Here is a 26,400-nt window from a genome sequence, read left to right as displayed (position 1 = left end):
CTCACGCTCCCGAGGCGACGAGAAGGGCAGCGACCGCCAGGACGACGGTGCCGGCGAGCAGCGCGCTCACATAGGTCTGGACGTTGCCGGTCTGGGCGCGCCGTACGGCGGCCCCGAGCCAGCGCGGCAGGGTGCCCGCGCCGCGCACGTAGGTATCGACGACCTCGCGGTCGAGGAATCGTACGAGGCTCGCGCCGGCCTGGACGGGGCGCACGAACAGCGCCTGGTAGACGGCGTCGAGATGGAAGCCGACGGCGGCGTGGCGGTGCAGCGGGCCGAGCAGGAGCCGTCCGGGGTCCGCCGGGTCGGGGGCGGAGGCCACGTCTCCGTAGGCGGGCGCGTGCGTGGCGATGGCCTCGGCCTCGACGCGGGCCGCGTCGCCCTCGGGGTGTGCGGCGACCGCGCCGATCGGGACGCGCGCGGCGAGTCCGGTGAGGTGGCGCCAGGCCGCATACGTGAGGAGTACGCCGGCCAGGGCCACGCCCGTGCCGAGGACGGAGGTGGTGAGAGCGGGGGCGAGGTCGTTGCCGTCGAACCAGTCGGGGAGCGTGCGGTAGGTGAACCCGCCGAGGGCGAGGGACGGGACGGCCAGGACCCACAGCACCACGGTCATGGTCAGGGGCTGGCGGCCGTGGTCGGGGGCCTCGACGCCCCGGCCGCGGAAGGCCAGCAGCCACAGACGGGTCGCGTAGGCGGCGGTGAGGAGGGCGGTGAGCAGGCCGGCGACGAGGACGGTCCAGCCTGCGGCGCCGGGGGCGTGCTCGGTGTGACCGGCCGTGACGTGCTCGGCGGCGCCGAGGACGGACTCCTTGGAGAAGAAGCCGCTGAACGGCGGGATCGCTGCGAGCGCGAGGAGCGCGACGGTCATCGTCCAGTAGGCGTCGGGGATGCGGTCGCGCAGGTGGCTCATGCGGGACATGGCGGCCAGCGAGTTGGTTCCGGCGGCGTGGATGATCACGCCGGCGGCGAGGAACAGCAGCGCCTTGAAGGCGCCGTGCGAGAGGAGGTGGAAGACGGCGGCACCGCGGTCGCCGACGGCGAGGGCGCCGGTCATGTAGCCGAGTTGGCCGATCGTCGAGTAGGCGAGGACGCGCTTGATGTCGTCCTGGGCGAGCGCGGCCAGGCCCGAGCCGACCATCGTGACGGCGGCCATCACGGCGAGGACCAGCATGGCGGCCGAGGATGCCTCGAAGACCGGGAGGAGGCGGGCGATGAAGTAGACACCGGCGGCGACCATCGTCGCGGCGTGGATCAGTGCGGAGACGGGTGTGGGGCCCGCCATCGCGTCCGGGAGCCAGGTGTGCAGCGGGAACTGCGCGGACTTGCCGGCGCAACCCGCGAGGAGCAGCAGGGCGACCAGGGTCGGATGGTCGAGTCCGCCGTGGGTGACTGCGCCGAGGACCTTAGTGATCCGGAAGGAGCCGACGTCGGTGGCGAGGGCGAACAGGCCGATGAGGAAGGGGACGTCGCCGAGTTTGGTGACCAGGAAGGCCTTGATGGAGGCGGCGCGGGCCTCCGGGGTCTCCCAGTAGTGGCCGACCAGGAAGTAGGAGCAGATGCCCATGACTTCCCAGCCGACCAGCAGCACGATCAGGTCGCCGGAGTAGACGACCAGCAGCATCGCGGAGGTGAACAGGGAGACGAGCGCGGCGTATGAGGGGTAGCGCGGGTCTTCGCGCAGGTAGCCGATCGAGTAGATCTGCACGCAGGTGGCGACCAGTGCGACCAGGATGGCGACGAGAGCGGCGAAGCCGTCGATGTGCAGGGCGAGTTCGACGGGGACGGACCCGGTGGGGGTCAGCTCGGTGGCCGCGTCGACGGAGGCGTCCCCGCCCTGGCGTACGGCGACGACCGCGGCCAGTACGAGGGCGGCGAGGGTCGGCAGGACAGCGAGGGGGCGGACGAATCCGGGGGCGGTGCGGCCCAGGAGCAGTCCGGCGGCGGCGCCGAGGAACGGAAGGAGGGGGACGAGGACGGCGAGGGTGGTCGTGGTCACGCGGTGGCCTCAGCCTTCTCGGTGGCCGTTCCGGTCGCGGGGGTGTCGCTGTCGGGGCCGTCGGCTCCGGGGCTCTCGTGGCCCTCGGCGGTGTCGCGGAGCCGGTCGATGTCCGCGGTGCCGCGATTGCGGTGGACTGCGAGGACGATCGCCAGGCCGATGCCGATCTCGGCGGCGGCGATGGCGATGGTGAACAGGGTCAGGGCCTGGCCGGAGTGGAGGGTCTCCTCGGCGGCCTTGCTGAGCCAGACGTCGAAGGCGACCAGGTTGAGGTTGACGGCGTTGAGCATCAGCTCGACCGACATCAGGACCAGGATCGCGTTGCGGCGGGCGAGGACGCCGTACAGGCCGGTGCAGAAGAGGAGGGCGGAGAGGACGGCGGGATAGGCGAGGTGCATCAGCGGGCGCCTTCCTGCTCGGCCGGGTTCGCGCGGCTGTCCGGGACGGCCGAGGGGCTTCCGGATTTTTCGGAACTATCCGTGACCGGATGGGAACTCTTGGTGGTGGGCCGGGCGTTCACAGGGGGAGAGCTCGACTCCGCCTTCGCCTTGCGGGACAGGACGATCGCGCCGACCAGTGCCGCGAGGAGAAGTACGGAGAGGGCCTCGAAGGGAAGCACCCAGTTCTGGAAGAGGCTCGCTCCGGTGACCTCGGTGGAGCCGGCGGCGGGGCCGTCCAGGTCGATCCAGGTGGCGCGGAAGGCGTCGACGACGACCCAGATCAGGGCGGCCGCCGCAGCGACGGCGACGGTGAGGGCGGCCCAGCGGTTGCCGGAGTCCGCGTCCGGGGAGCGGCCGATGGGGGCCTTGGTGAGCATCAGACCGAAGAGGAGGAGGACGACGACGGAACCGACATAGATGAGGACCTGCACCCAGGCGATGAACTCGGCGGTGAGCAGGAGGTACTCGACAGCGAGACCGCCGAGGGTGACCACGAGCCACAGGGCGGCGTGCACCAACTGCTTCGTGGTGACGGTGACGAGGGCTGCGCCGAAGGTGACCAGGCCGACCAGTAGGAAGGCGATCTCCACGCCGGTCGGGGAGAGGAAGCCGTGGGGCGCCTGAGCGAGGGTCACGATGCTCCTCCCTGGGCTTCGTTCGGCTCGGCCTTGGCCGCCGCCAGCTTCTCGGCCGTCTTGCGGGCGGCCGCGATCTCCTTCGGCTCCTCGGCGGCGGGGTCGAGGGCGGGCGGGGCCGGGACGGTCCACATCCACTCGCGGAGCTTGTCGCGTTCGTGGGTGAGTTCGTGGATGTCGGTCTCGGCGTACTCGAACTCCGGGGACCAGAACAGGGCGTCGAAAGGACACACCTCGATGCAGATACCGCAGTACATGCACAGGGAGAAGTCGATGGCGAACCGGTCGAGGACGTTGCGGCTGCGCTCACGGCCGCCCGGGGCGGCGGGCGGCACCGTCTCCTTGTGGGAGTCGATGTAGATGCACCAGTCGGGGCACTCACGGGCGCACAGCATGCAGACCGTGCAGTTCTCCTCGAACAGGCCGATGACGCCCCGGGTTCGGGGCGGGAGGTCGGGCTGGGCGTCCGGGTACTGCTCGGTGACGGTCTTGCGCGTCATCGTGCGAAGGGTGACGGCCAGGCCTTTGGCGAGGCCACTACCGGGAATGGGGGCCATGGTTACTGGATCACCACCTTGACGACGCCGGTGAGGGCGATCTGGGCGAGGGAGAGGGGGACGAGGAGGGTCCAGGAGAGCTTCTGGAGCTGGTCCTCACGCAGGCGGGGATAGGTGACGCGGAGCCAGATCACGACGAAGGCGAGGACGGCCGTCTTGAGGAGGGTCCAGACCCAGCCGAGGCCATCGGTGCCCCAGGGGCCGTGCCAGCCTCCCAGGAAGAGGACAGTGGTCAGCCCGCACAGGACGACGATTCCGGCGTACTCGGCGAGGAGGAAGAGAGCGAAGCGAAGACCGGTGTACTCGGTGTACGCGCCGAAGATGATCTCCGAGTCGGCGACCGGCATGTCGAAGGGCGGGCGCTGGAGTTCGGCGAGGCCGGCGACGAAGAAGACGATCGCGCCGGTGATCTGCCAGGGCAGCCACCACCACTCGAAGGCGTCGACGATGCCGGGCAGGGAGACCGTGCCGGCCGCCATCGCCACCGAGGCGGCGGTGAGCAGCATCGGGAGCTCGTAGGCGAGGAGCTGAGCGGCGGTGCGCAGGCCGCCGAGGAGGGAGAACTTGTTGGCGCTGGCCCAGCCGGCCATGAGGGAGCCGAGGACTCCGACGCCCATCACGGCGAGCACGAAGAAGATGCCCGCGTCCAGGACCTGGCCGACGGCGCCCTCGCCGGGGCCGACGGGGATGGCGAGAAGGACGAGGAGATACGGGAGGAGGGCCACGGCAGGGGCGAGCTGGAAGATACGGCGGTCCGCGCCCGCGGGGACGATGTCCTCCTTCTGCGCGAACTTCACACCGTCCGCGATGAGTTGGGCCCAGCCGTGGAAGCCGCCCGCGTACATCGGACCCAGGCGGCCCTGCATGTGGGCCATCACCTTGTGCTCGGTCTGGCCGACGATCAGGGGGAAGGTGAGAAAGACGACGAACACGACGAGAAGTCGCAGGGCGACGTCGACAGCGTCGTTCACTGCTGGCCTCCTGCGGGGTCGTCGGGGGCGGGGCGTTCGGTCTCTTCGGCGGGCGCCGGCTTCCCCCCGGTGGCCGACTGCTCGGCACAGGACTGTTCCGGCTCGCGCATGGGCTGTACGCCGCTCCTGGGCTCCAGCTGGGGCTCTGCCCCATTCCTGAGCTCCGGGTCCGGCTCCGGCTCCGGCTCCGGCTCCGGCTCCGGCTCCGGCTCGGACAACGCTTCGCGCCTGGGGGCCGGCTTCGGGTCCGGCTCTGGGTTCTGTGCCGAGTCCTGCCTGGGCTCCGGTTCCGGCTCTTGCTTCTGTCCCCGTTCTGGCTTCGCTTCCTGATCCCGCTCCGGATCTGGCTTCTGCTGTGGCTTCTGTTGCCGCTCCGGGTCCGGGTCCGGGTCCGGGTCCGGGTCCGGCTTTGGCTCGTCGAATGCTGGGCGGGCGTGGTGCCAGGGGGCGTCGGAGCTGCGGTGGGGCGTGGCGGGGCGGGTGGGGGTGCCCGGGGAGGTCGTCGGGGGCTGGGGGCGCTGGGAGGCCGAACCCTGGGAGGCGCTTCGGGCTCGGCGGGGGCCGGCCGGGGGCTGCGGGGTGGGCTCGGGAGCCGTGGGTCCCGCCTCCGCGGTGCCAGCGGCTCCAGCGGCCTCCCCGGCTTCCACCGCACTTGCGGGTTCCGGGTGGGCCGCCCGCTGTGATGCCGAACCCGTGGTTGCGCTTCGGGCTCGGCGGGGGCCGGTCGGGGGTGTTGCGGTTGGCTCGGTCGGGGATGTCGGCGTCGGGGTCTGGCTTGCTGAGCCTTCTGCTGTGGTGCGGGCGCGGCGGACCGGGCGGTCGCCGGCCGGGCGTGCCGCTGCTCGGGTCGGGCGGGCCGGGGCGGGGGGGAGTTGGCCCTTCAGGGGGCCCCATTCGTTCGGGTCGGGGACGCCTGGGGGGAGCATCTGGCGGCGCTTGGGGCCGCCGTGCTCGGACTCGCCGGGTTCCTTCGCGCCTGGCCACGCCTTGGCGACGCGGGCCGCGAGGACGAAGTCCTTGCGCAGGGGGTGACCTTCGAAGGTCTCCGGGAGGAGGAGGTGGTTCAGGGCGGGGTGGCCCTCGAAGGCGACGCCGAACATTTCGTGCGTCTCGCGTTCGTGCCAGGCGGCGCCGGCGTAGACGTCGACGGCGGAGGCGAGGGTCGGCGTCTCGTGCGGGATCGTCGTGCGCACGAGGAGGCGGCGGACCGGGGACAGGGCGACCAGGTGGGCCGAGACCCGGAAGCCGGTGCCGGGTTCGTCGACCGCGCTCAGCCAGTCGAAGTAGGTGCAGGACAGCCGGTCGCGGGCGACGCGCAGCGCAGCGGTCCAGGACGTCGGCGGGACGTCCACCGTCAGGACGTCGTAGGACTCCTCGGCCGTGGCCTGCGGGCCGAAGAGTTCCTCGGCGGGGACCGGGAGCCAGCCGACCGTGCTCATCGGCCCTCCCCCTCCCCCGGCGCCGGAGGAGACGGGGCCTGGGGTGGCTGTACCAGGGCGCTCTGCAGGGCCGCCGTCGAGGGTCGGGGGGCGGCCGGGCGGGGTGCGGGCGTGGCGTAGCGGTCGTCCAGGGACTCGCGCGCGATCTTCTCCTGGAGCTTGAGGATGCCCTGGAGCAGGGCCTCGGGGCGCGGGGGGCAGCCCGGGACGTAGACGTCCACCGGGATGATCTGGTCGACGCCCTTCGTCACGGAGTAGGAGTCCCAGTAGGGGCCGCCGCAGTTGCTGCACGCGCCGAAGGAGATGACGTACTTCGGCTCGGGCATCTGCTCGTAGAGGCGCTTCACGGCCGGGGCCATCTTGTCCGTGACCGTGCCGGAGACGACCATCAGGTCGGCCTGGCGCGGGCCGGGCGCGAAGGGGATGACGCCGAGGCGGATGAAGTCGTGGCGGGCCATCGACGCGGCGATGAACTCGATCGCGCAGCAGGCGAGGCCGAAGTTGAAGACCCAGAGCGAGTAGCGGCGGCCCCAGTTCAGGACCACCTTCATCGGCTCGGGGGCGAGGCGGGCCAGGGTGCCCAGGCGCTTCGGCTCGGGCAGCAGCACCGGCCCGGAGGACGTCGCTTCCGGGGAAGTCACGTCCGGGGAAGTCGCTTCTGGGGTCACGTCCATGTCAGGACGCCCTTCTTGTATGCGTACAGCAGGCCCACGGCCAGGAAGCCGAGGAAGATGAACATCTCGACGAGCGTCGTCGCGCCGTACCCATCTCCAGCAAACACCGTCGCCCAGGGGAAGAGGAAGATCGAGTCGACCGCGAAGATCACATAGAGGAAGGCGTAGACGTAGTAGCGGACCTGGGTGTGGGCCCAGCCCTCGCCGACCGGGTCGACGCCGCACTCGTACGTCAGGAGCTTCTCGGGGGTGGGGACCACCGGGCGCAGCAGGCGTCCCGCGCCGAAGGCGACGGCGACGAACAGCACGCCGACCAGGGCGAGCAGTCCGACGACGGAATAGGACTGGAAGTAGTCCGCCGCGACTTCGACGGTCGGTTCCCGCACGTCCGTCCCCTCGCTCCCTGACCTCAGCGTCTTCGACGATCTGTACGGACGGGAGTCTAGGCCCTGATAAAGGGACGGTAAGCAGCCCGTCACGCTTCGGGATGCGGGGCGGGGGTTTTCCCCAGGCGACGGAGGCGGATGACCTCATGGCGCGGCGGCCCGCGGACCGGCACGCTAGCCCATATGACCACTTCCCAGCCCTCCTCCCACCTGGGTGGAACGGGGCACGACGACGATCGTCCGCCGCCGGCCCGCTTCGCCTACGACCCGCAGACCTGGAAGGAGATCGCGCATCTGCTGGCGAACCTGCCGATGTCGTTGATCGGGTTCACGTATGTGATGACGGTGATCGTCACCGGGGCCGCGATGACCGTCACCGTGGTCGGGTTCCCGTTGCTGGCGCTCGGGCTGGCGGGGGCGCGGCTGATGGGCCGGTTCGAGCGTGGGCGGGCGCGTCGGCTGCTCGGGGTGCGGATCGACGAGCCGAGCCCGCTGCCGCTGCGCAGGGCGGGCGGCTTCTTCCAGCGGATGTGGCTGGCGCTGAAGGATCCGGTGGCCTGGCGCACGGTGCTGTACGACCTCGTCCGGCTGCCCTGGGGGATTCTGACGTTCAGCGTGGTCGTGCCCTCGCTGTTCGTGCTGTGGCCGGTGCTGCCGTTCCTGGCGCGCGGGCTGACGAACGTGGACCGGGCGATGGTGCGGGGGCTGCTGTCGCCCTCCGACGAGTTGGAGCGGCGGATCGCGGAGCTGGAGTCGGACCGGGGAGTCGTGGTGGACACGGCGGCCGCCGATCTGCGGCGCATCGAGCGCGATCTGCACGACGGGGCGCAGGCCCGGCTGGTCAATCTGGCGATGGGGCTGGGTCTGGCGAAGGAGAAGCTGCTGGAGGGGCAGGCCGACGACGCCGTCGCGGCGATGGTGGAGGAGGCGCACGGCGAGGTGAAGCTCGCGCTGCAGGAGCTGCGGGACCTCGCGCGCGGGATCCATCCGGCCGTCCTGACCGACCGGGGGCTGGACGCGGCGCTGTCGTCGGTGGCCTCGCGCTGCACCGTGCCGGTGAAGGTGACCGCCGACCTGACGTCCAGGCCGGCGCAGGCCATCGAGGGCATCGCCTACTTCACCGTCTCGGAGCTGCTGCAGAACGTCAGCAAGCACAGCGGGGCCCGGTCGGCGTCGGTGGACGTGTGGCGGTCGGACGACCGGCTGCTCATCCAGGTGTGGGACGACGGCCGGGGCGGCGCACGGCTCGACGGCGGGTCGGGGATGCGCGGGCTGGCGGAGCGGCTGGACGCCGTCGACGGGATCTTCGTCGTGGAGTCGCCGGCGGGCGGTCCGACGACGGTGACCGCGGAACTCCCCTGGCGGGACCGGGGAGCCGGTGACCGTGGGAGGTAGGGAAAACCCCCCGTTCAAGAGGCCGACGGCCTCCATGGTCCGTCGGCCCGCCGCCGAGGAGGGTTGGAGGTACGGATCGACAGCTGCGCGACGTGCAGGTACGAACGAGTAGAACGGACGACGCCGATGGCCACGCAGTACGGGCAGTACGGGCAGTACTACGACGAGTACAACCAGTACGACCGGTACGACGAGCACGGGCCCGAGTACCGGCGCCGGGGCGGGGAGCGCCGGCATCTGTTGCCGTCGGGGCTGCGTGAGCCGCTCACGGCTCGCCACTGGCGTGAGCTCCTCTACGTCCTGCTCGGTCTGCCGATCGGCATCGTGCTGTTCACGTTCGCGGTCACGATGCTGTCGCTGGGCGCGGGCCTGCTGGTGACGTTCCTCGGTGTCCCGGTGCTGGCGGCGGGGCTCGCCGCGTGCCGGGGCTTCGGGGCGGTGGAGCGGGCGCGGGCGCGCGGGCTGCTCGGCCTGGAGGTCGACGCGCCCGAGCCGCTGCGGCCGCGCGGCAGCGGCCCGATGGCCTGGATGGGCACCGTCCTCAAGAGCGGCACGTCGTGGCGGAACGTGCTGTACGCGGTGGTGCAGTTCCCGTGGGCGGTGTTCTCCTTCGGCGTCACCGTGACGGTGTGGTCGTTCGGCTGGAGCATGCTGACGTATCCGCTGTGGTTCTGGGTCTTCCCGGTGTACGGCGGTCAGGGCGGGCTTCAGCTGTACGGAGACGAGCAGCACAGCGTCTACCTCGACAACCCGTTCGAGATCGCCGTAACGGCGCTGGTGGGCCTGCTGATCACGCTGGCCACGCCGTGGATCGTGCGGGCGCTGACGACGGTGGACCGGCTGCTGGTGCACGGGCTGCTCGGGCCGACGTCGCTGGGGGCGCGGGTGGTGGAGCTGGAGTCTGACCGGGGTGTCGTGGTGGACACGGCGGCCGCCGATCTGCGGCGCATCGAGCGCGATCTGCACGACGGGGCGCAGGCCCGGCTGGTGGCGCTGGCGATGGATCTGGGGGTGGCGAAGGAGACGCTGCGGGAGAATCCGCAGGCGGCGGCACGGATGGTGGACGACGCGCACGGTGAGGTGAAGACGGCGCTGCAGGAGCTGCGGGATCTGGCGCGGGGGATTCATCCGGCGGTGCTGACGGACCGGGGGCTGGACGCGGCGTTGTCGGCGGTGGCGTCGCGGTGCGTGGTGCCGGTGCGGGTGGAGGTGGATCTGGTGGAGCGGCCGGCGCCGGCGATCGAGGGGATCGCCTACTTCACCGTGTCGGAGCTGCTGCAGAACATCAGCAAGCACAGTGGGGCGCGGTCGGCCGCGGTGGATGTGTGGCGGGTGGAGGATCGGTTGATGTTGCAGGTGGTGGATGACGGGGTGGGCGGAGCGGATGCCTCCGGCGGGGGGGCCGGGGGCGGGTCGGGGTTGGCCGGGCTTGCGGGGCGGTTGGACTCGGTGGACGGGATTCTGGTGGTGGATTCGCCGGTGGGCGGGCCCACTCGGATCACCGCGGAGTTGCCCTGGCGGGCGGAAGGGGTCTGAGGGGGCGGATTCTTCTCGCCCCGCCGCCGCTACCCGTTCCCATCCGTCCCCTGGGGGCTGCGCCCCCAGACCCCCCAGCCCCCCAGACCCCCCAGACCCCCGCTGTAGGCCCGTGACAGGCCTCGTCCTCAAACGCCGGACGGGCTGAATGGGCCGGCCCGCCCCCAGCCGACTGCCCCGTTCCCGAGCTGTGGATCGGCCGAAAGTGGGTGGGTGGTGGCCGTATTCGCGCCGTCCTCGGGCCTGGGCCCCCTGTTGTCGGGTGCAGACGAGCCAGAAGCTGGAATGCTTGACTGGTTCGACCGACGGGTGGACGGCTGGGGGGCCGAGGAGCGTGGAGGACAGGGTGCGGGTGGTCATCGCCGAGGATTCGGTGCTGTTGCGGGAGGGGCTGACCCGGTTGCTGACCGACCGGGGGCATGACGTGGTCGCCGGGGTCGGGGATGCGGAGGCGCTGGTCAAGACCATTACCGAGCTGGACGACGAGGGTGCGCTGCCCGATGTCGTCGTCGCGGACGTGCGGATGCCGCCCACTCACACCGACGAAGGGGTGCGGGCCGCCGTACAGCTGCGCAGGGCGCATCCGGGGCTCGGGGTGCTGGTGTTGTCGCAGTACGTGGAGGAGCGGTACGCCACCGAACTGTTGGCCGGTTCCAGTCGCGGGGTCGGGTATCTGCTCAAGGACCGGGTGGCCGAGGTGCGGGAGTTCGTCGACGCCGTGGTCCGGGTCGCGCAGGGCGGCACCGCCCTGGACCCGGAGGTCGTCGCGCAGCTGCTCGGGCGCAGCAGGAAGCAGGACGTGCTGGCGGGACTGACCCCGCGGGAGCGGGAGGTCCTGGGGCTGATGGCCGAGGGGCGCACGAACTCGGCGATCGCCCGGCAGCTGGTCGTCAGCGACGGGGCGGTGGAGAAGCACGTCAGCAACATTTTCCTGAAGCTCGGTCTGTCCCCGAGTGACGGGGATCACCGTCGTGTTCTCGCGGTCCTCACCTATCTCAACTCATGACGAAGTGGCACTGTGCCAGTCGTCACGGGTGACCACGCGTCTCGGGTGACCACGTCTTCTGGCCGGTGCGTCTAACCAGAACGACGCCGGGGGGCGGGAAATCATGGCAACGGGGGTGCCGGGCCGTGTCGGGGCGCTGACAGTCAGCTGACAGTCACACGAAATGGCCGAGGGAAGGCGACCCTTACCGACGTAGGGTTGATCCATGGAGGGTCTTCGGGAAGGCCCCTCCGGGACAGCCACCTCGAGGGAGGTCCAGTTCAGTGACCAGTCAGGTCAGCAGCCCAGCGGAACAGGCCGACGGAACCGGCGGAGCGGACGCGGCCGTCGTGGGAGAGCAGCGCCAACCGGACGGGACGAAGGACGTACGCCGTCTCGACCGGGTGATCATCAGGTTCGCGGGTGACTCGGGTGACGGTATGCAGCTCACCGGTGACCGTTTCACCTCGGAGACGGCTTCCTTCGGGAACGACCTCTCCACCCTGCCGAACTTCCCCGCCGAGATCCGCGCGCCCGCCGGCACCCTGCCCGGCGTCTCCTCGTTCCAGCTGCACTTCGCCGACCACGACATCCTGACCCCCGGTGACGCGCCCAATGTGCTGGTCGCGATGAACCCGGCCGCGCTGAAGGCGAACATCGCCGATGTGCCGCGCGGTGCGGAGATCATCGTCAACACGGACGAGTTCACCAAGCGGGCGATGCAGAAGGTGGGGTACGCGGCCTCGCCGCTGGAGGACGGATCCCTCGACGGTTACCAGCTCCATCCGGTCCCGCTGACCACCCTGACCGTCGAGGCACTGAAGGAATTCGACCTCACCCGTAAGGAGGCCGAGCGCAGCAAGAACATGTTCGCGCTCGGCCTCTTGTCGTGGATGTACCACCGGCCCACCGAGGGCACCGAGAAGTTCCTGAAGTCGAAGTTCGCGAAGAAGCCCGACATCGCCGCCGCCAACATCGCCGCGTTCCGCGCCGGGTGGAACTTCGGGGAGACGACCGAGGACTTCGCGGTCAGTTATGAGGTCGCCCCGGCCGCGAAGGCCTTTCCCGTCGGAACCTACCGGAACATCTCCGGGAACCTGGCTCTGGCGTACGGCCTGGTCAGCGCCTCCCGGCAGGCCGATCTGCCGCTGTTCCTCGGGTCGTACCCGATCACTCCGGCCTCCGACATCCTGCATGAGCTCAGCCGCCACAAGAACTTCGGTGTGCGGACCTTCCAGGCGGAGGACGAGATCGCGGGGATCGGCGCGGCGCTCGGGGCCGCCTTCGGCGGGTCCCTCGCCGTCACCACCACCTCCGGGCCCGGTGTGGCGCTGAAGTCCGAGACCATCGGGCTCGCCGTCTCGCTGGAGCTGCCGCTGCTGGTCATCGACATCCAGCGGGGTGGGCCGTCGACCGGTCTGCCGACCAAGACCGAGCAGGCCGACCTGCTCCAGGCCATGTTCGGGCGCAACGGCGAGGCGCCGGTGCCGATCGTCGCGCCCCGCACGCCCGCCGACTGCTTCGACGCCGCGCTGGAAGCCGCGCGGATCGCGCTCACCTACCGCACGCCGGTGATGCTCCTGTCCGACGGCTACCTCGCCAACGGCTCCGAGCCGTGGCGCATCCCCGAGCTGGACGAGCTGCCGGATCTGCGCGTGCAGTTCGCGCAGGGGCCGAACCACACGCTGGACGACGGCACCGAGGTCTTCTGGCCGTACAAGCGTGACCCGCAGACCCTCGCCCGGCCGTGGGCGATCCCGGGCACGCCGGGTCTGGAGCACCGTATCGGCGGGATCGAGAAGGAGGACGGCACCGGGAACATCTCCTACGCCCCCGCCAACCACGACTTCATGGTCCGCACCCGCCAGGCCAAGATCGACGGCATCGACGTCCCGGATGTGGAGGTCGACGATCCGCACGGGGCGAGCACCCTGGTGCTCGGCTGGGGTTCCACCTACGGGCCCATCACCGCGGCCGTACGAAGGCTGCGGACGGCGGGGGAGGCCATCGCGCAGGCCCATCTGCGGCATCTGAACCCGTTCCCGCACAACCTCGGCACGGTCCTCAGTCGTTACGACAAGGTCGTCATTCCCGAGATGAACCTCGGCCAGCTCGCCACCCTCGTCCGGGCGAGATACCTGGTCGACGCCCACTCCTACAACCAGGTCAACGGCATGCCGTTCAAGGCGGAGCAGCTCGCCACGGCGCTCAAGGAGGCCATCGATGGCTGAGACCGGAACGGAAGGCACGGGCACGATCGAGGCGCTCTCGCTCGTCCCCAAGGCCGAGGCCAGGCAGTCCATGAAGGACTTCAAGTCCGATCAGGAAGTGCGCTGGTGCCCCGGCTGCGGTGACTACGCGATCCTGGCGGCCGTCCAGGGCTTCATGCCCGAACTCGGCCTGGCCAAGGAGAACATCGTCTTCGTCTCGGGCATCGGCTGCTCGTCGCGCTTCCCGTACTACATGAACACCTACGGGATGCATTCGATTCACGGGCGGGCCCCGGCAATCGCGACCGGGCTCGCCGCCAGCAGGCGCGATCTGAGTGTGTGGGTGGTGACCGGCGACGGCGACGCGCTGTCCATCGGCGGCAACCATCTCATCCACGCCCTGCGCCGCAACGTGAACCTGAAGATCCTGCTCTTCAACAACCGTATCTACGGCCTCACCAAGGGCCAGTACTCGCCCACCTCCGAGGTCGGCAAGATCACCAAGTCGACGCCGATGGGTTCACTGGACGCGCCCTTCAACCCGGTCTCCCTGGCCATCGGCGCCGAGGCCTCCTTCGTCGCCCGGACCATCGACTCCGACCGCAAGCACCTGACGGAGGTGCTGCGCCAGGCTGCCGCCCATCCGGGCACGGCGCTGGTCGAGATCTACCAGAACTGCAACATCTTCAACGACGGCGCGTTCGAGGCGCTGAAGGACCGGGCGTCAGCCGAGGAGGCGGTGATCCGGCTGGAGCACGGGCAGCCGATCAGGTTCGGGGCGGACCGCGCGCGGGGGGTCGTGCGCGATGCGGCGACCGGGGATCTGAAGGTCGTCACGGTGACCCCGCAGAACGAGGCGGACGTGGTGGTCCATGACGCGCATGCCGCGTCCCCGACCACCGCGTTCGCCCTGTCGCGCCTGGCCGATCCGGACAGCCTGCACCAAACACCGATCGGTGTGCTGCGCTCGGTCGAGCGGCCGGTCTACGACACCCAGATGGCCGACCAGCTCGACACGGCGATCGAACAGCACGGCAAGGGCGACCTGGCGGCGCTGCTGGCGGGCGGGGACACCTGGACGGTCGTCGGCTGACGCAGGAGGCCGACCGGCAGTGAGGCCCGGGACTGGAGCTCCTCCAGTGTCGGGCCTCTTCGGGTGCGTGGACCAGGCTCGGTACTTGCCCCTACTCGCCCGGCGCCCCACTCACTCGGCGGCCCTACGCACTCGACGCCCTGCCCATACTTACCTTGACGTAAGTAGCTTACTTCAAAGTGGGTACTTTCGTTGAGTTAGCGCACCTCCTATGGTTAGTGGAAGACCCCCGCATCCGCACTAGGAGTTCCTGAAGCCATGAGCATCGTCGTCACCGGAGCCACCGGACACCTCGGCCGCCACGTAGTCGAGCAGCTGCTGGAGAAGGTCCCGGCCGAGCAGATCACCGCCGTCGTCCGCGACGAGGCCAAGGCCTTCGACCTCGCGGCCCGCGGCGTCAAGCTCGCCGTCGCCGACTACAACGCCCCCGAGACGTTCGGCAGCCTCTTCGCCTCCGGCGACAAGGTGCTGCTGATCTCGGGCAACGAGTTCGACAAGGGCCGCCCGGCCCAGCACCAGGTCGTCATCGACGCCGCGAAGGCCGCCGGGGTCGCGCTCCTCGCGTACACCAGCGCGCCGGGCACCCTGACCGCGGCGCTGGCCGACGACCACCGCGCCACCGAGAAGGCGCTGCTCGCCTCCGGCCTGCCGTACACGCTGCTGCGCAACGGCTGGTACCACGAGAACTACACCGAGCAGCTCGCCCCGGTGCTGGAGCACAACGCCGTCGTCGCGGCCGCCGGTGAGGGCCGGGTCTCCTCCGCCTCCCGCGCCGACTACGCCGCCGCCGCCGTCGCCGTGCTGACCGGCGAGGGCCACGAGAACAAGACGTACGAGCTGGGCGGCGACGAGGCATGGAGCTTCGCCGAGTACGCGGCCGAGCTGAGCAAGCAGACCGGCAAGGAGATCGCCTACAACGCCGTGCCGGCCGAGGTGCTCATCGGCATCCTGACCGGCGCGGGGCTGCCCGAGCCGCTCGCCGGGGTCTTCGCCGGCGTGGACGCGTCGATCGAGCAGGGCGAGCTCGTCGTCTCCAGCGGCGACCTGGCCCGCCTCGCCGGCCGCCCGACCACCCCGCTCGCCGAGGCGATCACGGCGGCGCTCAAGGGCTGACCCTCCCCCTGAGGACTCCCGTACGGGCCCGTCGAGTCACCCACCCCTGCCTGTCATGACCGTATTGCGATACGGACATGACAGGCAGGGGTGCTCGGCGTTACCTTCGACCACGCATGCCTGAACGTGAGAAAGAGGGACCCCGTGGCCGGGATGTCGAAGAGTGAGGGCCGGACCGGTCTGCTGAACGGCTTCGCGGCATACGGGATGTGGGGGCTGGTGCCCCTCTTCTGGCCCCTGCTCAAGCCCGCCGGGGCGTCCGAGATCCTCGCGAACCGCATGGTGTGGTCCCTCGCCTTCGTCGCCGCCGCACTGCTCGTCGTACGGCGCTGGGCGTGGGCCGGTGAGCTGCTGCGACAGCCGCGCCGGCTCTGTCTCGTGGTGATCGCCGCAGCCGTGATCACCGTGAACTGGGGCGTCTACATCTGGGCCGTGAACAGCGGCCATGTCGTCGAGGCGTCCCTCGGGTACTTCATCAACCCGCTGGTCACCATCGCGATGGGCGTGCTGATCCTGAAGGAGCGACTGCGGCCCGTGCAGTGGGCGGCGGTCGGCATCGGCTTCACCGCGGTGCTGGTTCTGACCATCGGCTACGGCCACCCGCCGTGGATCTCCCTGATCCTCGCCTTCTCCTTCGCCACCTACGGGCTGGTCAAGAAGAAGGTCAACCTCGGCGGGGTCGAGTCCCTGACCGCCGAGACCGCCGTCCAGTTCCTGCCCGCGCTGGGCTACCTGCTGTGGCTGTCCGCGCACGGCGACGCCACCTTCACGACCGAGGGGGTCGGACACGCCGCCCTGCTCGCCTCCACCGGCATCGTCACCGCACTGCCCCTCGTCTGCTTCGGTGCGGCGGCGATCCGCGTACCGCTGTCCACCCTGGGGCTGCTGCAGTACCTCGCGCCCGTCCTGCAGTTCATCCTCGGCGTCCTCTACTTCGGGGAGGACATGCCGCCCGAGCGGTGGGCCGGCTTCGCGCTGGTATGGCTGGCGCTGGTGCTGCTCACCGGGGACGCGTTGCGCACCTCGCGCCGGGCGGCCCGCGCCCTCGCCGGCGGCATCGCCGACGCCCAGGACGTCCTCGACACCCCGGACGACGCCGCACGGAGGACCGAGGGCGCGGCGGCCGCCGCTCCCGCCGCTCCCGCCGCCAAGCCTTAGGACGCGTTTCCCGGCGGGGATCCCGATCGCTGAGCCGGGCGGAGTACGGCGTGCGGGAGGCCAACCCGGCGTGAGCCTGCTACAAGTGGCTGCATGACCGAGACTCCCGCCGCATCCGAGACACCGTCAGCATCCGAGGCCGTACCCGCGCCCGTGCACTGGAAGGTCGTCGTCGATTCCGCCGACCCGCATGCGCAGGCCGACTTCTGGGCCGCCGCGTTGCACTACACGGTCGAGGACAACAGCGCGCTGATCGAGCGGCTGCTTGAGCTCGGCGCGCTGCCGGGCGCGGCAACCGTGGAGTTCCACGGCCGTCCCGCCTTCCTGGACCTGATCGCCGTACGCCACCCCGACGACCCGTACGACCCCGACAGCGGGACCGGGCTCGGGCGGCGGCTGCTGTTCCAGCGGGTGCCGGAGCCGAAGACGGTGAAGAACCGGCTGCATCTCGATCTGCATCCCGGTGCGCAACTGCGGGCCGGGGAGGTCGAGCGGCTGAAGGCGCTGGGGGCGAGCGTGCTGCGGGAGGTGAACGAGCCGTCCGGAGCGTGGGTGGTGATGACGGACCCGGAGGGCAACGAGTTCTGCGTGAATTAGCCGAGCGCAGAGCCGGAGGCCTGGAGGGGCTCTCGATATCCGGTATGTGAACCGCGTGTCCTGATAGCGCTCTTGACGCGGAGTTGGTTCCCCGTTCACCATCCTGGAACCCCATTCACTGTGGAATCCCTGCGACCCGGCGATTCCCGAGGAATTCGGAGCCCCCCACATGCAGCTCCCCGCCATACAGCTCCCCGCTTTGAAGCTTCCCGTTTCCGGGCGTACGGCGACCGCCGGCGCCGTCTCGGTTGTCATGCTCCTGACATGCGGATCGATGGTCGGCGCGGCGCCCGCACCTGCGCAGGGGTCCGCCGCCCTCGCCGCCGCTCCCGACATCTCCGTGGCCAACGTCAAGGCGCATCTGACGCAGTTGCAGTCCATCGCCACCGCCAACGGCGGCAACCGCGCCCATGGCCGTACCGGCTACAAGGCCTCGCTCGACTACGTGAAGGCCAAGCTGGACGCCGCGGGATTCACCACCACCGTCCAGCAGTTCACCTCCTCCGGCCGCACCGGCTACAACCTCATAGCCGACTGGCCCGGCGGTGACACCGGCAAGGTCGTCATGGCGGGGTCCCATCTGGACTCCGTGACCTCCGGCGCCGGGATCAACGACAACGGCTCCGGCTCGGCGGCCGTACTGGAAACGGCCCTGGCCGTGGCCCGGTCCGGCTACCAGCCCACCAAACACCTGCGGTTCGCCTGGTGGGGCGCGGAGGAACTGGGCCTGGTCGGGTCCAGGTACTACGTCAACAACCTGTCCTCGGCGAACCGCGCCCGCATCAGCGGCTACCTCAACTTCGACATGATCGGCTCGCCGAACCCCGGCTACTTCGTCTACGACGACGACCCGACCATCGAGAAGACCTTCAAGGACTACTTCACGGGCCTGGGCGTCGCGACGGAGATCGAGACCGAGGGCGACGGCCGCTCCGACCACGCTCCCTTCAAGAACGCCGGCGTCCCGGTGGGCGGCCTGTTCAGCGGCGCCGACTACGTCAAGACGGCAGCGCAGGCGGCCAAGTGGGGCGGTACGGCCGGGCAGGCCTTCGACCGCTGCTACCACTCCTCCTGCGACACCACGGCCAACATCAACGACACCGCCCTGGACCGCAACGCGGACGCCGTCGCCTACGCGGTCTGGGCGCTGTCCTCCTGACGGCTCCCCCTGACCGGAACGATCCCCGATGCCGATCGACGGCCGAGGCCGCTACGCGCCCGAGCGGCGGGCGCGTTCGGCCAGCCGGAGCATGCGCGCGCGGGCCGACTCCAGCTGCTCGACGTCTTCGGCGGCCGGGCCCTCCTCGGCGGTGAGCTCCGTCCACAGGCCGAGGAGTTCGGTCCCCAGGTTCAGCCCCTGCACGGGGTCGCGTACGGCGCGCCAGGCCGCCGCCGCGCTCTGGACGTTGCCGTACGCGGCCTCGCCGTCCCGGGCGCTGCGGCGGATCCGGGCCAGGTCGAGGGAGACATGGAAGGCGCGGAGCGGGTCGCCCGCCAAGTAGGCGATGTACGCGCCGAGTTCACGCAACCGGAGCACCTCGGGATGCTCCGGCCCCAGCGTGCCGGACGCCTCCAGCACCGTCTGCTCCGCGAGAGCGGCCGCCGCGTCTATCCGGCCCGTCCGCACGGCCTCGTTGACCCGCGCCATCTGTTGTCCGAGCAGGGCGGGGCCGCCGCCGTCGCCCTGAAGGGTCCGGGGATCGTCACCGAGCACCGCCTCCGCCACCGCGTCGAAGCCACGGGCGGGGGTGGGCTTGGAGTCGGAGTCGAAGACCGAGTCGGAGACGAGGTCGTCGGGGAGGAGGGGGGTGGGGGCCGGGGATACGGGGGGCGGGGCGGGGACCGGCAACGGAAGCGGAATCCGCGCCGAGGCAAGGAGCGGGGCAGGGACGGGGGTCGGGGTCAGGGGCGAGGTTGCGGGTGAGGCTGAGGGTGCGGTCGGGGTCAGGGGCGGGGTTGCGGGTGGCGTTGAGGGCGGGGCCGGGGTCGACGTGGGGTTCAAGGTGGGGGTCGGCGTGTGGGTCGAAGTCGGCGTCGGTGTGGGGGTGGAAGTCGGCGTCGGTGTGGGGGTGGAAGTCGGGGCTGAGATGGGGGGCGAGGTAGGGTCGGCGTCCGGGTTCGGCTGCTCGTTGTTCGGCTGGTCGTCCATCGTCGGAGGTGGGCCGAACACGCCCGTCGGGGCGGTGACCGTGCCGGGGGCCGGGATGTCGTCCTGGGGTTCCGGGATCGCCCGGATCGCATACGTGGGCGCCGAATCGGGTACCGGCGCCGACTGCGGTCCCTGCTCGGCCGCCGACTCGGGGATCGCGCGCAACGGGAACGTGGGGGCCGCGTCCCGTACCGGCTCGGGTACCTGGCGCAGCAAGTGCGTGGCCTTGTCGTTTCGCGGCCGAGCAGGCTGCTCGTCCTCGACTGGCGCGGGGGCGGCCGCCGGGGCCGGGTCGGTGATCTGCGCGTCCGGGGCCGCCTCCCGCACGGGTGCCGGCTCCCGTACCGCCGCCGGAGTCGGGGTCGCCGCCGGGGCCGCCGGCGGTACCGCCCCCGGGGTCGGGGTCGCAGTCGTACGCAGGGGTTCCGCCGTGAAGTGGCTGGAGCCGTCGGGGTCCACGCGCAGGGGGACGACGTAGCCGATGCGTTCGTCGTGGACCGTGGCGAGGACGGGGTGGCCGGTGGCGAGGGCGATGCGGTGCAGGTGGCTCAGCACGGCGCGCTGGATCTCCCCGCCGTCGACCGCCGCCACCGGTGCGCCGCCTATCGTCGCCGTCCCGCCCCCGCGGACATGGACGTCGAGCGGCGCCACCACGGCGGCCGGCCGGCCGGCGTGCTTCTGTTCCCGCTTTTTCTCGCGGCTGAGTCGAGACATCGGTTCCTCACTCGGATGCGTCGTCACGATCCGGTCGTCCAGGTCCGTGTACGAGTACACGTACTGTTGAGTCTCTCCGAGCGCTCCCGGTCCTCACGTCACCGCGACGTCACAGCCTCGTTCCAGGAACCCACGCCTCGCGGCCGTGGCCGCCCCAGGACCAGCCAGGATCAGGGGAGCGCCCCGGAGGGACGGCGACGACTGGGAGGGGCACGGTTCATGCGGACGACGGACGGGCAACGGGGGCCGGAGATCTGGATCCGGGGGCCGGTGGCCGCGCCCGATCCGGTTCCGATGCCGTACGTCCCCACCGCCACGCCCCGGCGCTTCTCCTGGGTCGCCGCTCACGGCGGGGCCGGCGCCTCCACGCTCGCCGCGGTCTACGGCGGCCACGACTGCGGGCGGGAGTGGCCCGGCGCCGGCGATCCGCCGTCCGTACTGCTGGTCGCCCGCACGCATGCGGCCGGGCTGGAGTCCGTGCTGCGGACGGTGGACGTCTTCCGGCGCGGGGAGGCTCCGCAGGGGCTCGATCTGGACGCGGTGGTCCTCGTCGCGGACGCGCCCGGCCGGTTGCCCCGGCCGCTCGTCCAGCGGGCGCGGGTGATCGAATCGCTCATCGACGTATACCGCGTCCCCTGGGTGACGGACTGGCGCCTCGGTGACCTGGACGGCAGCCCGCCACGGGAGACCGCGGCACTGGCCCGGCTCACCGGGGGGTGACGCCCCTGGCGTGGCCGCCGGCCGTGGAGATCGCCGCGGCCGTGCGGGCTGGACGGCTGCGGGCCGTGGACGTCGTGGGCGAGGCGCTCGGACGGATCGCCCGGGTCGACCGTTCCCTGTGCGCGTTCGCCGGGGTGTGGGAGGAGCGGGCGCGGGCGTGGGCCCGTGAGGTCGACGTACGGATCGCCGCGGGCGAGAGGCTGTCGCTGGCCGGGGTGCCGATCGGCGTGAAGGGCCGTCACGGGCTGCGTACGGCGGCCCCGCTGATCGCCGCCGGATGTGTGCCCGTCGGAGCGACCGCCGTCCCCGGACCGGGCACTCCCTGGCAGACCTGGGGCCTCGGCGCCCACGGCCGCACCGTCAACCCCTGGCGCGCCGACCGCACGCCCGGCGGTTCCTCGGCCGGCTCCGCGGCGGCGGTGGCCGCCGGCCTCGTCCCCCTGGCCACCGGCAGCGACGGCGCGGGCTCCGTACGCATCCCGGCCGCGTGGTGCGGCGTGATCGGCCTGAAGACGACGAACGGGCGAACACCCGCCGGAGACCGGCCGCCTCCTGACCGTACGGGTCTGGCGGCGCCCGGCGTCCTCGTGCGGTACGCGGTGGACGCCGAGACGTACTGGCGGGTCCTGTCCCCGGCGGCGGCGCCCTCGGCGCGCCCCTCGGTTCCCGCTCCTCCCCTCGCCGTCTTCTCCCCCGACCTGGGCTTCGCCGAGCCCGACCCCGAGCCGCTCGCCCTCGCCCGTGCCGCCGCCGAACGCCTGGCCGCCGCCGGTGTCGTACGGCTGCCGGTCCATGACACGCCCTTGTGCCTGGAGGACCCCGGGCCGGCCTGGCTCGCGCTGCGCACCGCGGGTTCCGACCTCCGCGCGGCCGCACGGGTCCGGGAGGCGAACGACCGGCTGCTGTCCGGCCTCTTCTCCCGTGCCGACCTGCTGCTGACGCCGACGACCCCGAACGCCGCGCACGGTCACGACGGCCCCGGCGACCGCTACTCGACGGCGCTCACCTGGGCGTTCAACCTCAGCGGGCACCCGGCGATCAGCCTCCCGGCGGGAGTCGGCGCGGACGGCTGTCCGGTGGGGTTGCAGGCGGTCGCGGCCCACGGCGCGGAGGCGACGTTGCTGACGGTCGCAAGGAGCGCGACCTTCCCGCACGCCCCGCGGGCCCTGCCCGCCCCGTAAGCCCCGCGGGCCCTGCCCGCCCCGTAAGCCCCGCGCGCGCTCCGCGGGTCCTGAAGAAATTGCTTGCATGAACATATAATGCAGAGGCAGACTAGCGTCGCACGCCGACTACTTTTGGGGGATCGGATCATGACGCACCGCAGTTTCCTGTTCGTGCTGGGCAGCAGCCGACCGGACGGCAACACCGAACTGCTGGCCCGCGAGGCCGCCGAGCAGTTGCCCTCCGACATCGAGCAGACCTGGATCAGCCTCGCCCGGCACCCACTGCCCGACTTCGAGGACCTGCGCCACGACAGCGACCACATCCGCCCCACCGAGGGCAGCCCGGCGCTGCTGCTCGACGCCACGCTCGCCGCGACGGACATCGTGATCGCGTCCCCGCTGTACTGGTACTCGGTGTCCGGCCAGACCAAGCGCTACCTGGACCACTGGTCGGGCTGGCTGCGCACCCCCGGCGTCGACTTCAAGGCGACGCTCGCCGGGCGCACCCTCTGGGGCGTGTCCGTGCTCGCGGACGACCAGCCCGTGGTCGCCGATCCGCTCATCGGCACGCTCAACAACTCGGCCGCGTACCTGCGGATGCGTTTCGGCGGGGTGCTGCTCGGCAACGGCAGCAAGCCGGGCGACGTCCTGAAGGACACGCAGGCGCTGACACGTGCGAAGACGTTCTTCGCACCGGAGGCGCCCCTCGCCCGGTTCGCCCACGAGACGGTCTGACACGCCCTGGGCCTCGGCCGGCAGCGCCTCGTCAGGCGGTGACGTCCTTCGTCGTGAAGCGCGCCCAGGCCGCCGAACCGAAGACCGCCGCGTACAGGGCCTGCAGGCCGAGGTTCTTCTGGAGCTCGTCCCAGTAGACCGGCTCGCGCATGAGGTCGGCGAAGGACAGCCAGTAGTGCGAGAAGAAGTACGGCTGGAGCGCGTGCAGCTGGGGGATCTGGTCGAGGATCTGGATCGTGATCAGCAGGCCCACGGTCGTCGCCATCGCCGCGATGCCGCTGCTCGTCAGCGTGGAGACGAACAGTCCGAGCGCCGCCACGCCGATCAGGGACACGGCGACGACCAGGGCCATCAGCAGCGCACGCAGCAGACCGTCGCCGAAGCCGATCCGGGTGCCGGAGATCGTCGTCAGGTCGCCGAGCGGGAAGAGCAGCGCACCGACCGTCAGTGCCGACAGCGCGACCACGAGCGTGGCCGCCAGGCAGAAGATCATGACGGTCGCGTACTTGGCCAGGAGGAGGCGGGTGCGGCCGGCGGGGGCGACCAGGAGGTAGCGCAGCGTGCCCGAGTTCGCCTCTCCGGCGATCGCGTCGCCCGCGATCACACCGATCGCCATCGGCAGGAAGAACGGCAGTGTCACGGCCAGCGCGGTGAAGACCAGGAACAGGCCGTTGTTGGTGACCTGCGAGATGAACGCCGGGCCGCCGCCTCCACCGCCGCCACCGGGACCGGCGGACGAGCCGTCGCTCGTCTCGATCTTCACGGCGATCCCGACCAGGACCGGCACGGCCGCGAGCACGGCCAGCAGCGCGAGGGTGCGCCAGCGCCGGAAGGTGGTCAGCAACTCGCTGCGCAGGAGTCCGAAAGTCCAGGTCCAGGTCCAGGACCTGGTCCAGGACCTGGTGCGGGTCGACGAGGAGTCCTCGCGGGGAGTCCCGCTCCGGGTCCTACTCACTTCCGCTTCAGCCCGCGACATCGAAGCCCTCCCCCGTGAGCGCCACGAACGCGTCCTCCAGGGAGGCCCGTTCGACGGCGAAGCCGCGAACGCGGACGCCCGCCGTCACCAACGCGGCGTTCAGGTCGGCGAGCTCGCGCTCCGCGGGCGGAGCCTCCGCGCTCACCCGGTCCTCGGCGACGACGACGTCGCCCACGCCCTGCTCCTTCAGCACCCGGGCCGCGTCCGCCGGGTCCGGGGTCGTCACGACCAGCCGGCCGCGGGTCCCCGCCGCGAGGTCCGCCACCGAGCCCTGTGCGAGCAGCCGGCCCTGCGCCATCACCGCCGCGTGCGTGCACACCTGCTCGATCTCGTCGAGGAGGTGGGAGGAGAGGAAGACGGTCGTGCCCTCCGCGGCCAGCTCCCGGATCAGCGAACGGATCTCCCGCATGCCCTGGGGGTCCAGGCCGTTGGTCGGCTCGTCGAGGACGAGCAGGCGGCGGGGCTGGAGCAGGGCGGCGGCAAGGCCCAGGCGCTGCTTCATGCCGAGCGAGTACGCCTTCGCCTTCTTGCCGGCGGCGGCCGTCAGCCCGACCCGCTCCAGCGTCGCCGTGACCCGCGTACGCCGGGTGCGCGGGTCGGCGGTCGGGTCGGCGGCGTCGTAGCGGAGCAGGTTGTCGCGGCCGGAGAGGAAGCCGTAGAGGGCGGGGCCCTCGATGAGCGCCCCGACGTGGGGCAGAACGGCGCGGGCGGCCCGCGGCATGGGGTGCCCCAGGACGCGGGCCGCGCCGGCCGTGGGCTCGATGAGCCCCATCAGCATGCGGATGGTGGTTGTCTTGCCCGAGCCGTTGGGACCGAGGAAGCCGAAGACGCTGCCCGCCGGGACGGTCAGATCGAGACCGTCGACGGCGAGCTGTCCGCCGCGGTAGCGCTTGGTGAGGGCGCGGGTGTGGATGACGGCGTCGCCTTCGCCCGCGGCACCAACCTCGGCACCACCTGTGGCACGACCCGCGGCACCACCCGTGGACTGCGTCATCGGCTCCCCTCACACCCCGCCCGGTCGCTGCCTACTTCCCCGCGTTAGCCGCCTTCACCAGGGCGTCCTTGGTGACCGCGCCGACGTAGACCTTGCCGTCGTCGGTCATCAGGGCGTTGATCAGGCGGGTGGAGAAGACCGTGCCGGAGCCGAACTTACCGCTCACCTTGTCTCCGAAGGAGCCGAGGAAGCCACCGAGGGCGCCGCCGGCCTCCGAGCCCGAGGGCATGCCCTGGCCGCCGGTGTCGAAGGTGGCGACGGAGGTCCAGCCCTCACCGAGGACGTTGAGACCGGCGGGGCCGCCGAGGTCCTTGGCGAGGTCGTCGTCGAGCCTGCCGGAGTGCCCCGGAGCCGTCCGCGTCGCGCCCTCGTCGCCCCACTTGCCTCCGCCGTCGCCCTTCTCGGCCTTGTCGCCCTCGGTGACCTTCGCGCCCTTGGGGGTGGTGAAGTCGAAGGTGGAGGCGGCCGGCTTGGCGAAGGTGACCTGGGTGAAGCCCGCGTCCACGACGGCGGCGCCGCCGCTCGCCGGGGTCAGCGTGAACTTCAGCGGCAGGCCCGTCTTCGCGTCCACGGCCACGCTGATCGCGCCCACCGTGGAACCGGACTGCTTCGGCTTGACCAGCAGCTTGTAGGCGTCGCGCCCGGCGACCTGGACGGTGCCGTCGACGGTCACGGACGTCGTGTCGTCGACCGCCTTCAGGGCGTCCTCGGTGAGGTCCTTGGGGGTGGCCGGAACAGGGGTGTCCGCCTTGCCGGAGCTCTCGTCGACGGTGGAGTGGTAGACCTCGTTGGAGGCGCTGTCGTACCCCCACACGTCCTTGCCGTTGTGGATGACGCTGTATTCGGCGGCCTTCTCCAACAGCGAGAGCTTCTGCCGGTCCGGGCCGTCGGCGGCGACGCGCAGGGTGTGCGTGCCGGACGCGAGTTCGGTGAGCTTGGTGGACGGGTCGGCGGACGAACCGTCACCACCCTGCTGGGCGGCCCCGGAAAGCAGACCGCTCTCCAGCCCGCCGAGGTCGGGCAGTCCGAGATCGGTGGTGATCTTCACCGTGCCGGACAGCTGCTGGACGTCCGATGCGGCGATCTTGTCGAGGAGTTGCTGTGCGGTGATCTTCGGCAGGTCGGGGTCGCCGGAGTCGGCGAGTGCCGGGACCAGCCCGATCGTCGCCGCGGCGACACCGATCACGGTGACCGGGACGACGTACCGCACGGCCTTGCGCCGGCCGGCGCGCAGGTCGTCGGCCTCCCCGCTGTTCGGCTCCCCGCCGGTCAGGGTGTCGTCGGATGCCTTCGGTGCCATGTGTGCCTTACCTCCGTCGTCGGCGGCGGCTGGTCATCTCACGCTGAACGCCCCACCCAAGCCGCCATTCTCACCCGAATCGGTGAGGAGTGGTGTTTTCTCGTAGTCCCCATCTGACCAAATCGCCCACCCGAAAACGTCAACCCGAGGGCTCAACTCCGCGTACGCCTGCGGTATGACACGAAAGCAAGGAAAGGCCAACCGACCCGTAGGGGTCCCTCCGGAAGACGACACCTTCCCCTAGGGACACAGGGGTTGGAGGGTGCAGGCGAGGAAGGGTCGCGGGGCTCGCGGTGAGGACGAGTGGTGCGGGGGGGGCGGGGCGAGGGGCGAGCGGTGTGGGGGGTGCGGGGCGAGGGGCGAGGGGTGAGGGGGGCGAGGGGCGTGGGGGCCGGGGTGAGGGGCGAGCGGCGTGGGGGGGGTGCGCGGGGTCTGAGGGGGTGCGGGCCCTGAGGGGGTGCGGG

The 26,400-nt window shown here is 71.3% G+C and carries 24 protein-coding genes; 12 read left to right on the top strand and 12 right to left on the bottom strand.

Features of this window, described 5'->3' with window-relative positions:
• Nucleotide 1 precedes the first annotated feature (1 nt).
• From ACIBTS_RS29500 to ACIBTS_RS29465, 8 genes are read right to left on the bottom strand one after another with little or no spacing between them, the layout of a single operon-like run.
• Nucleotides 2–1,996 (bottom strand): NADH-quinone oxidoreductase subunit L, encoded by a 1,995-nt coding sequence (locus ACIBTS_RS29500; RefSeq protein ID WP_399323371.1) that lies wholly within the window; start codon nt 1,994–1,996, stop codon nt 2–4.
• Nucleotides 1,993–2,394 (bottom strand): NADH-quinone oxidoreductase subunit NuoK, encoded by a 402-nt coding sequence (gene nuoK, locus ACIBTS_RS29495; protein WP_079660466.1) that lies wholly within the window; start codon nt 2,392–2,394, stop codon nt 1,993–1,995. Before nuoK ends, ACIBTS_RS29500 begins: the two co-directional genes overlap by 4 nt.
• Nucleotides 2,394–3,071 carry an NADH-quinone oxidoreductase subunit J gene (locus tag ACIBTS_RS29490; RefSeq protein ID WP_399323367.1) on the bottom strand — a complete coding sequence of 226 codons (678 nt, stop codon included), beginning with the start codon at nt 3,069–3,071 and terminating at the stop codon, nt 2,394–2,396. Before ACIBTS_RS29490 ends, nuoK begins: the two co-directional genes overlap by 1 nt.
• A complete protein-coding gene (locus tag ACIBTS_RS29485; protein WP_399323365.1) occupies nt 3,068–3,628 on the bottom strand; it encodes a NuoI/complex I 23 kDa subunit family protein in 561 nt (186 codons plus the stop codon). Before ACIBTS_RS29485 ends, ACIBTS_RS29490 begins: the two co-directional genes overlap by 4 nt.
• 2 nt (nt 3,629–3,630) lie before the next feature.
• Nucleotides 3,631–4,599: an NADH-quinone oxidoreductase subunit H gene (locus ACIBTS_RS29480; RefSeq protein ID WP_399323363.1), complete on the bottom strand. Its 969-nt coding sequence runs from the start codon at nt 4,597–4,599 to the stop codon at nt 3,631–3,633.
• Nucleotides 4,596–6,038: an NADH-quinone oxidoreductase subunit C gene (locus tag ACIBTS_RS29475; protein WP_399323360.1), complete on the bottom strand. Its 1,443-nt coding sequence runs from the start codon at nt 6,036–6,038 to the stop codon at nt 4,596–4,598. Before ACIBTS_RS29475 ends, ACIBTS_RS29480 begins: the two co-directional genes overlap by 4 nt.
• On the bottom strand, nt 6,035–6,712 hold the full coding sequence (locus ACIBTS_RS29470; RefSeq protein WP_399323358.1) for an NADH-quinone oxidoreductase subunit B: 678 nt from the start codon (nt 6,710–6,712) through the stop codon (nt 6,035–6,037). Before ACIBTS_RS29470 ends, ACIBTS_RS29475 begins: the two co-directional genes overlap by 4 nt.
• The gene (locus tag ACIBTS_RS29465) at nt 6,703–7,098 is read right to left on the bottom strand and encodes an NADH-quinone oxidoreductase subunit A (RefSeq protein ID WP_319334246.1); all 396 of its coding nucleotides are present in this window, start codon (nt 7,096–7,098) and stop codon (nt 6,703–6,705) included. Before ACIBTS_RS29465 ends, ACIBTS_RS29470 begins: the two co-directional genes overlap by 10 nt.
• A 183-nt stretch (nt 7,099–7,281) precedes the next feature.
• Here ACIBTS_RS29465 and ACIBTS_RS29460 point away from each other — a divergent pair, with 183 nt between their 5' ends.
• From ACIBTS_RS29460 to ACIBTS_RS29420, 9 genes are all read left to right on the top strand, one after another.
• Nucleotides 7,282–8,493, top strand: a complete 1,212-nt coding sequence (locus ACIBTS_RS29460; protein ID WP_399323355.1) for a sensor histidine kinase — start codon at nt 7,282–7,284, stop codon at nt 8,491–8,493.
• Between the two features lie 126 nt (nt 8,494–8,619).
• The gene (locus ACIBTS_RS29455) at nt 8,620–10,029 is read left to right on the top strand and encodes a sensor histidine kinase (RefSeq protein WP_399323352.1); all 1,410 of its coding nucleotides are present in this window, start codon (nt 8,620–8,622) and stop codon (nt 10,027–10,029) included.
• 334 nt (nt 10,030–10,363) lie between these two features.
• Nucleotides 10,364–11,035, top strand: coding sequence for a response regulator transcription factor (locus ACIBTS_RS29450; RefSeq protein ID WP_079660474.1), 672 nt, complete (start codon nt 10,364–10,366; stop codon nt 11,033–11,035).
• A gap of 263 nt (nt 11,036–11,298) precedes the next feature.
• Complete coding sequence (locus ACIBTS_RS29445) at nt 11,299–13,245, top strand: 2-oxoacid:acceptor oxidoreductase subunit alpha (RefSeq protein WP_399323350.1); 1,947 nt, start codon at nt 11,299–11,301, stop codon at nt 13,243–13,245.
• Nucleotides 13,238–14,317 carry a 2-oxoacid:ferredoxin oxidoreductase subunit beta gene (locus ACIBTS_RS29440; protein ID WP_399323347.1) on the top strand — a complete coding sequence of 360 codons (1,080 nt, stop codon included), beginning with the start codon at nt 13,238–13,240 and terminating at the stop codon, nt 14,315–14,317. The genes ACIBTS_RS29445 and ACIBTS_RS29440 overlap by 8 nt, the downstream gene beginning before the upstream one ends.
• Before the next feature lie 258 nt (nt 14,318–14,575).
• Entirely contained in the window at nt 14,576–15,430 is an 855-nt protein-coding gene (locus ACIBTS_RS29435) for an SDR family oxidoreductase (protein ID WP_399323345.1), read from the top strand.
• A gap of 144 nt (nt 15,431–15,574) precedes the next feature.
• On the top strand, nt 15,575–16,588 hold the full coding sequence (gene rarD / locus ACIBTS_RS29430) for an EamA family transporter RarD (RefSeq protein WP_399323343.1): 1,014 nt from the start codon (nt 15,575–15,577) through the stop codon (nt 16,586–16,588).
• Between the two features lie 93 nt (nt 16,589–16,681).
• On the top strand, nt 16,682–17,185 hold the full coding sequence (locus ACIBTS_RS29425) for a VOC family protein (RefSeq protein ID WP_399323341.1): 504 nt from the start codon (nt 16,682–16,684) through the stop codon (nt 17,183–17,185).
• A gap of 199 nt (nt 17,186–17,384) precedes the next feature.
• Nucleotides 17,385–18,344, top strand: a complete 960-nt coding sequence (locus ACIBTS_RS29420; RefSeq protein ID WP_399323478.1) for a M28 family metallopeptidase — start codon at nt 17,385–17,387, stop codon at nt 18,342–18,344.
• Nucleotides 18,345–18,395: 51 nt separating this feature from the next.
• On the opposite strand, the gene ACIBTS_RS29415 is transcribed toward ACIBTS_RS29420, so the two are convergent.
• Complete coding sequence (locus ACIBTS_RS29415; RefSeq protein ID WP_399323339.1) at nt 18,396–20,048, bottom strand: tetratricopeptide repeat protein; 1,653 nt, start codon at nt 20,046–20,048, stop codon at nt 18,396–18,398.
• A 219-nt stretch (nt 20,049–20,267) separates the two neighbouring features.
• Between ACIBTS_RS29415 and ACIBTS_RS29410 the strand changes: the two genes are divergently transcribed.
• The 3 genes from ACIBTS_RS29410 to ACIBTS_RS29400 all read left to right on the top strand — a co-directional run bounded on the left by ACIBTS_RS29410 (nt 20,268) and on the right by ACIBTS_RS29400 (nt 22,666).
• Complete coding sequence (locus tag ACIBTS_RS29410; RefSeq protein ID WP_399323337.1) at nt 20,268–20,768, top strand: DUF6668 family protein; 501 nt, start codon at nt 20,268–20,270, stop codon at nt 20,766–20,768.
• A gap of 5 nt (nt 20,769–20,773) precedes the next feature.
• Nucleotides 20,774–21,949, top strand: coding sequence for an amidase family protein (locus ACIBTS_RS29405; protein ID WP_399323477.1), 1,176 nt, complete (start codon nt 20,774–20,776; stop codon nt 21,947–21,949).
• Between the two features lie 129 nt (nt 21,950–22,078).
• The gene (locus ACIBTS_RS29400) at nt 22,079–22,666 is read left to right on the top strand and encodes a flavodoxin family protein (protein WP_079660480.1); all 588 of its coding nucleotides are present in this window, start codon (nt 22,079–22,081) and stop codon (nt 22,664–22,666) included.
• Nucleotides 22,667–22,697: 31 nt separating this feature from the next.
• On the opposite strand, the gene ACIBTS_RS29395 is transcribed toward ACIBTS_RS29400, so the two are convergent.
• From ACIBTS_RS29395 to ACIBTS_RS29385, 3 genes are read right to left on the bottom strand one after another with little or no spacing between them, the layout of a single operon-like run.
• Nucleotides 22,698–23,642 (bottom strand): ABC transporter permease, encoded by a 945-nt coding sequence (locus ACIBTS_RS29395; protein ID WP_399323335.1) that lies wholly within the window; start codon nt 23,640–23,642, stop codon nt 22,698–22,700.
• Complete coding sequence (locus ACIBTS_RS29390; RefSeq protein ID WP_399323332.1) at nt 23,629–24,636, bottom strand: ABC transporter ATP-binding protein; 1,008 nt, start codon at nt 24,634–24,636, stop codon at nt 23,629–23,631. Before ACIBTS_RS29390 ends, ACIBTS_RS29395 begins: the two co-directional genes overlap by 14 nt.
• A gap of 31 nt (nt 24,637–24,667) precedes the next feature.
• Nucleotides 24,668–25,936 carry an outer membrane lipoprotein carrier protein LolA gene (locus ACIBTS_RS29385; protein ID WP_399323331.1) on the bottom strand — a complete coding sequence of 423 codons (1,269 nt, stop codon included), beginning with the start codon at nt 25,934–25,936 and terminating at the stop codon, nt 24,668–24,670.
• Nucleotides 25,937–26,400: the final 464 nt, after the last annotated feature.

This window comes from Streptomyces sp. NPDC050121, assembly GCF_044460385.1.
GTDB classification, from domain to species: domain Bacteria; phylum Actinomycetota; class Actinomycetes; order Streptomycetales; family Streptomycetaceae; genus Streptomyces; species Streptomyces soliscabiei.
The sequence above is the reverse complement of the archived record's forward strand: the minus strand, read 5'-3'. Positions and strand labels throughout refer to the sequence as shown.

Coding starts and splice junctions, on each gene's coding strand:
- nuoK (WP_079660466.1), bottom strand. CDS start 2,394: ATGCACCTCGCCTATCCCGCCGTCCTCTCCGCCCTCCTCTTCTGCACC.
- ACIBTS_RS29485 (WP_399323365.1), bottom strand. CDS start 3,628: ATGGCCCCCATTCCCGGTAGTGGCCTCGCCAAAGGCCTGGCCGTCACC.
- ACIBTS_RS29475 (WP_399323360.1), bottom strand. CDS start 6,038: ATGAGCACGGTCGGCTGGCTCCCGGTCCCCGCCGAGGAACTCTTCGGC.
- ACIBTS_RS29470 (WP_399323358.1), bottom strand. CDS start 6,712: ATGGACGTGACCCCAGAAGCGACTTCCCCGGACGTGACTTCCCCGGAA.
- ACIBTS_RS29460 (WP_399323355.1), top strand. CDS start 7,282: ATGACCACTTCCCAGCCCTCCTCCCACCTGGGTGGAACGGGGCACGAC.
- ACIBTS_RS29455 (WP_399323352.1), top strand. CDS start 8,620: ATGGCCACGCAGTACGGGCAGTACGGGCAGTACTACGACGAGTACAAC.
- ACIBTS_RS29440 (WP_399323347.1), top strand. CDS start 13,238: ATGGCTGAGACCGGAACGGAAGGCACGGGCACGATCGAGGCGCTCTCG.
- ACIBTS_RS29435 (WP_399323345.1), top strand. CDS start 14,576: ATGAGCATCGTCGTCACCGGAGCCACCGGACACCTCGGCCGCCACGTA.
- ACIBTS_RS29425 (WP_399323341.1), top strand. CDS start 16,682: ATGACCGAGACTCCCGCCGCATCCGAGACACCGTCAGCATCCGAGGCC.
- ACIBTS_RS29415 (WP_399323339.1), bottom strand. CDS start 20,048: ATGTCTCGACTCAGCCGCGAGAAAAAGCGGGAACAGAAGCACGCCGGC.
- ACIBTS_RS29410 (WP_399323337.1), top strand. CDS start 20,268: ATGCGGACGACGGACGGGCAACGGGGGCCGGAGATCTGGATCCGGGGG.
- ACIBTS_RS29400 (WP_079660480.1), top strand. CDS start 22,079: ATGACGCACCGCAGTTTCCTGTTCGTGCTGGGCAGCAGCCGACCGGAC.
- ACIBTS_RS29395 (WP_399323335.1), bottom strand. CDS start 23,642: ATGTCGCGGGCTGAAGCGGAAGTGAGTAGGACCCGGAGCGGGACTCCC.
- ACIBTS_RS29390 (WP_399323332.1), bottom strand. CDS start 24,636: ATGACGCAGTCCACGGGTGGTGCCGCGGGTCGTGCCACAGGTGGTGCC.
- ACIBTS_RS29385 (WP_399323331.1), bottom strand. CDS start 25,936: ATGGCACCGAAGGCATCCGACGACACCCTGACCGGCGGGGAGCCGAAC.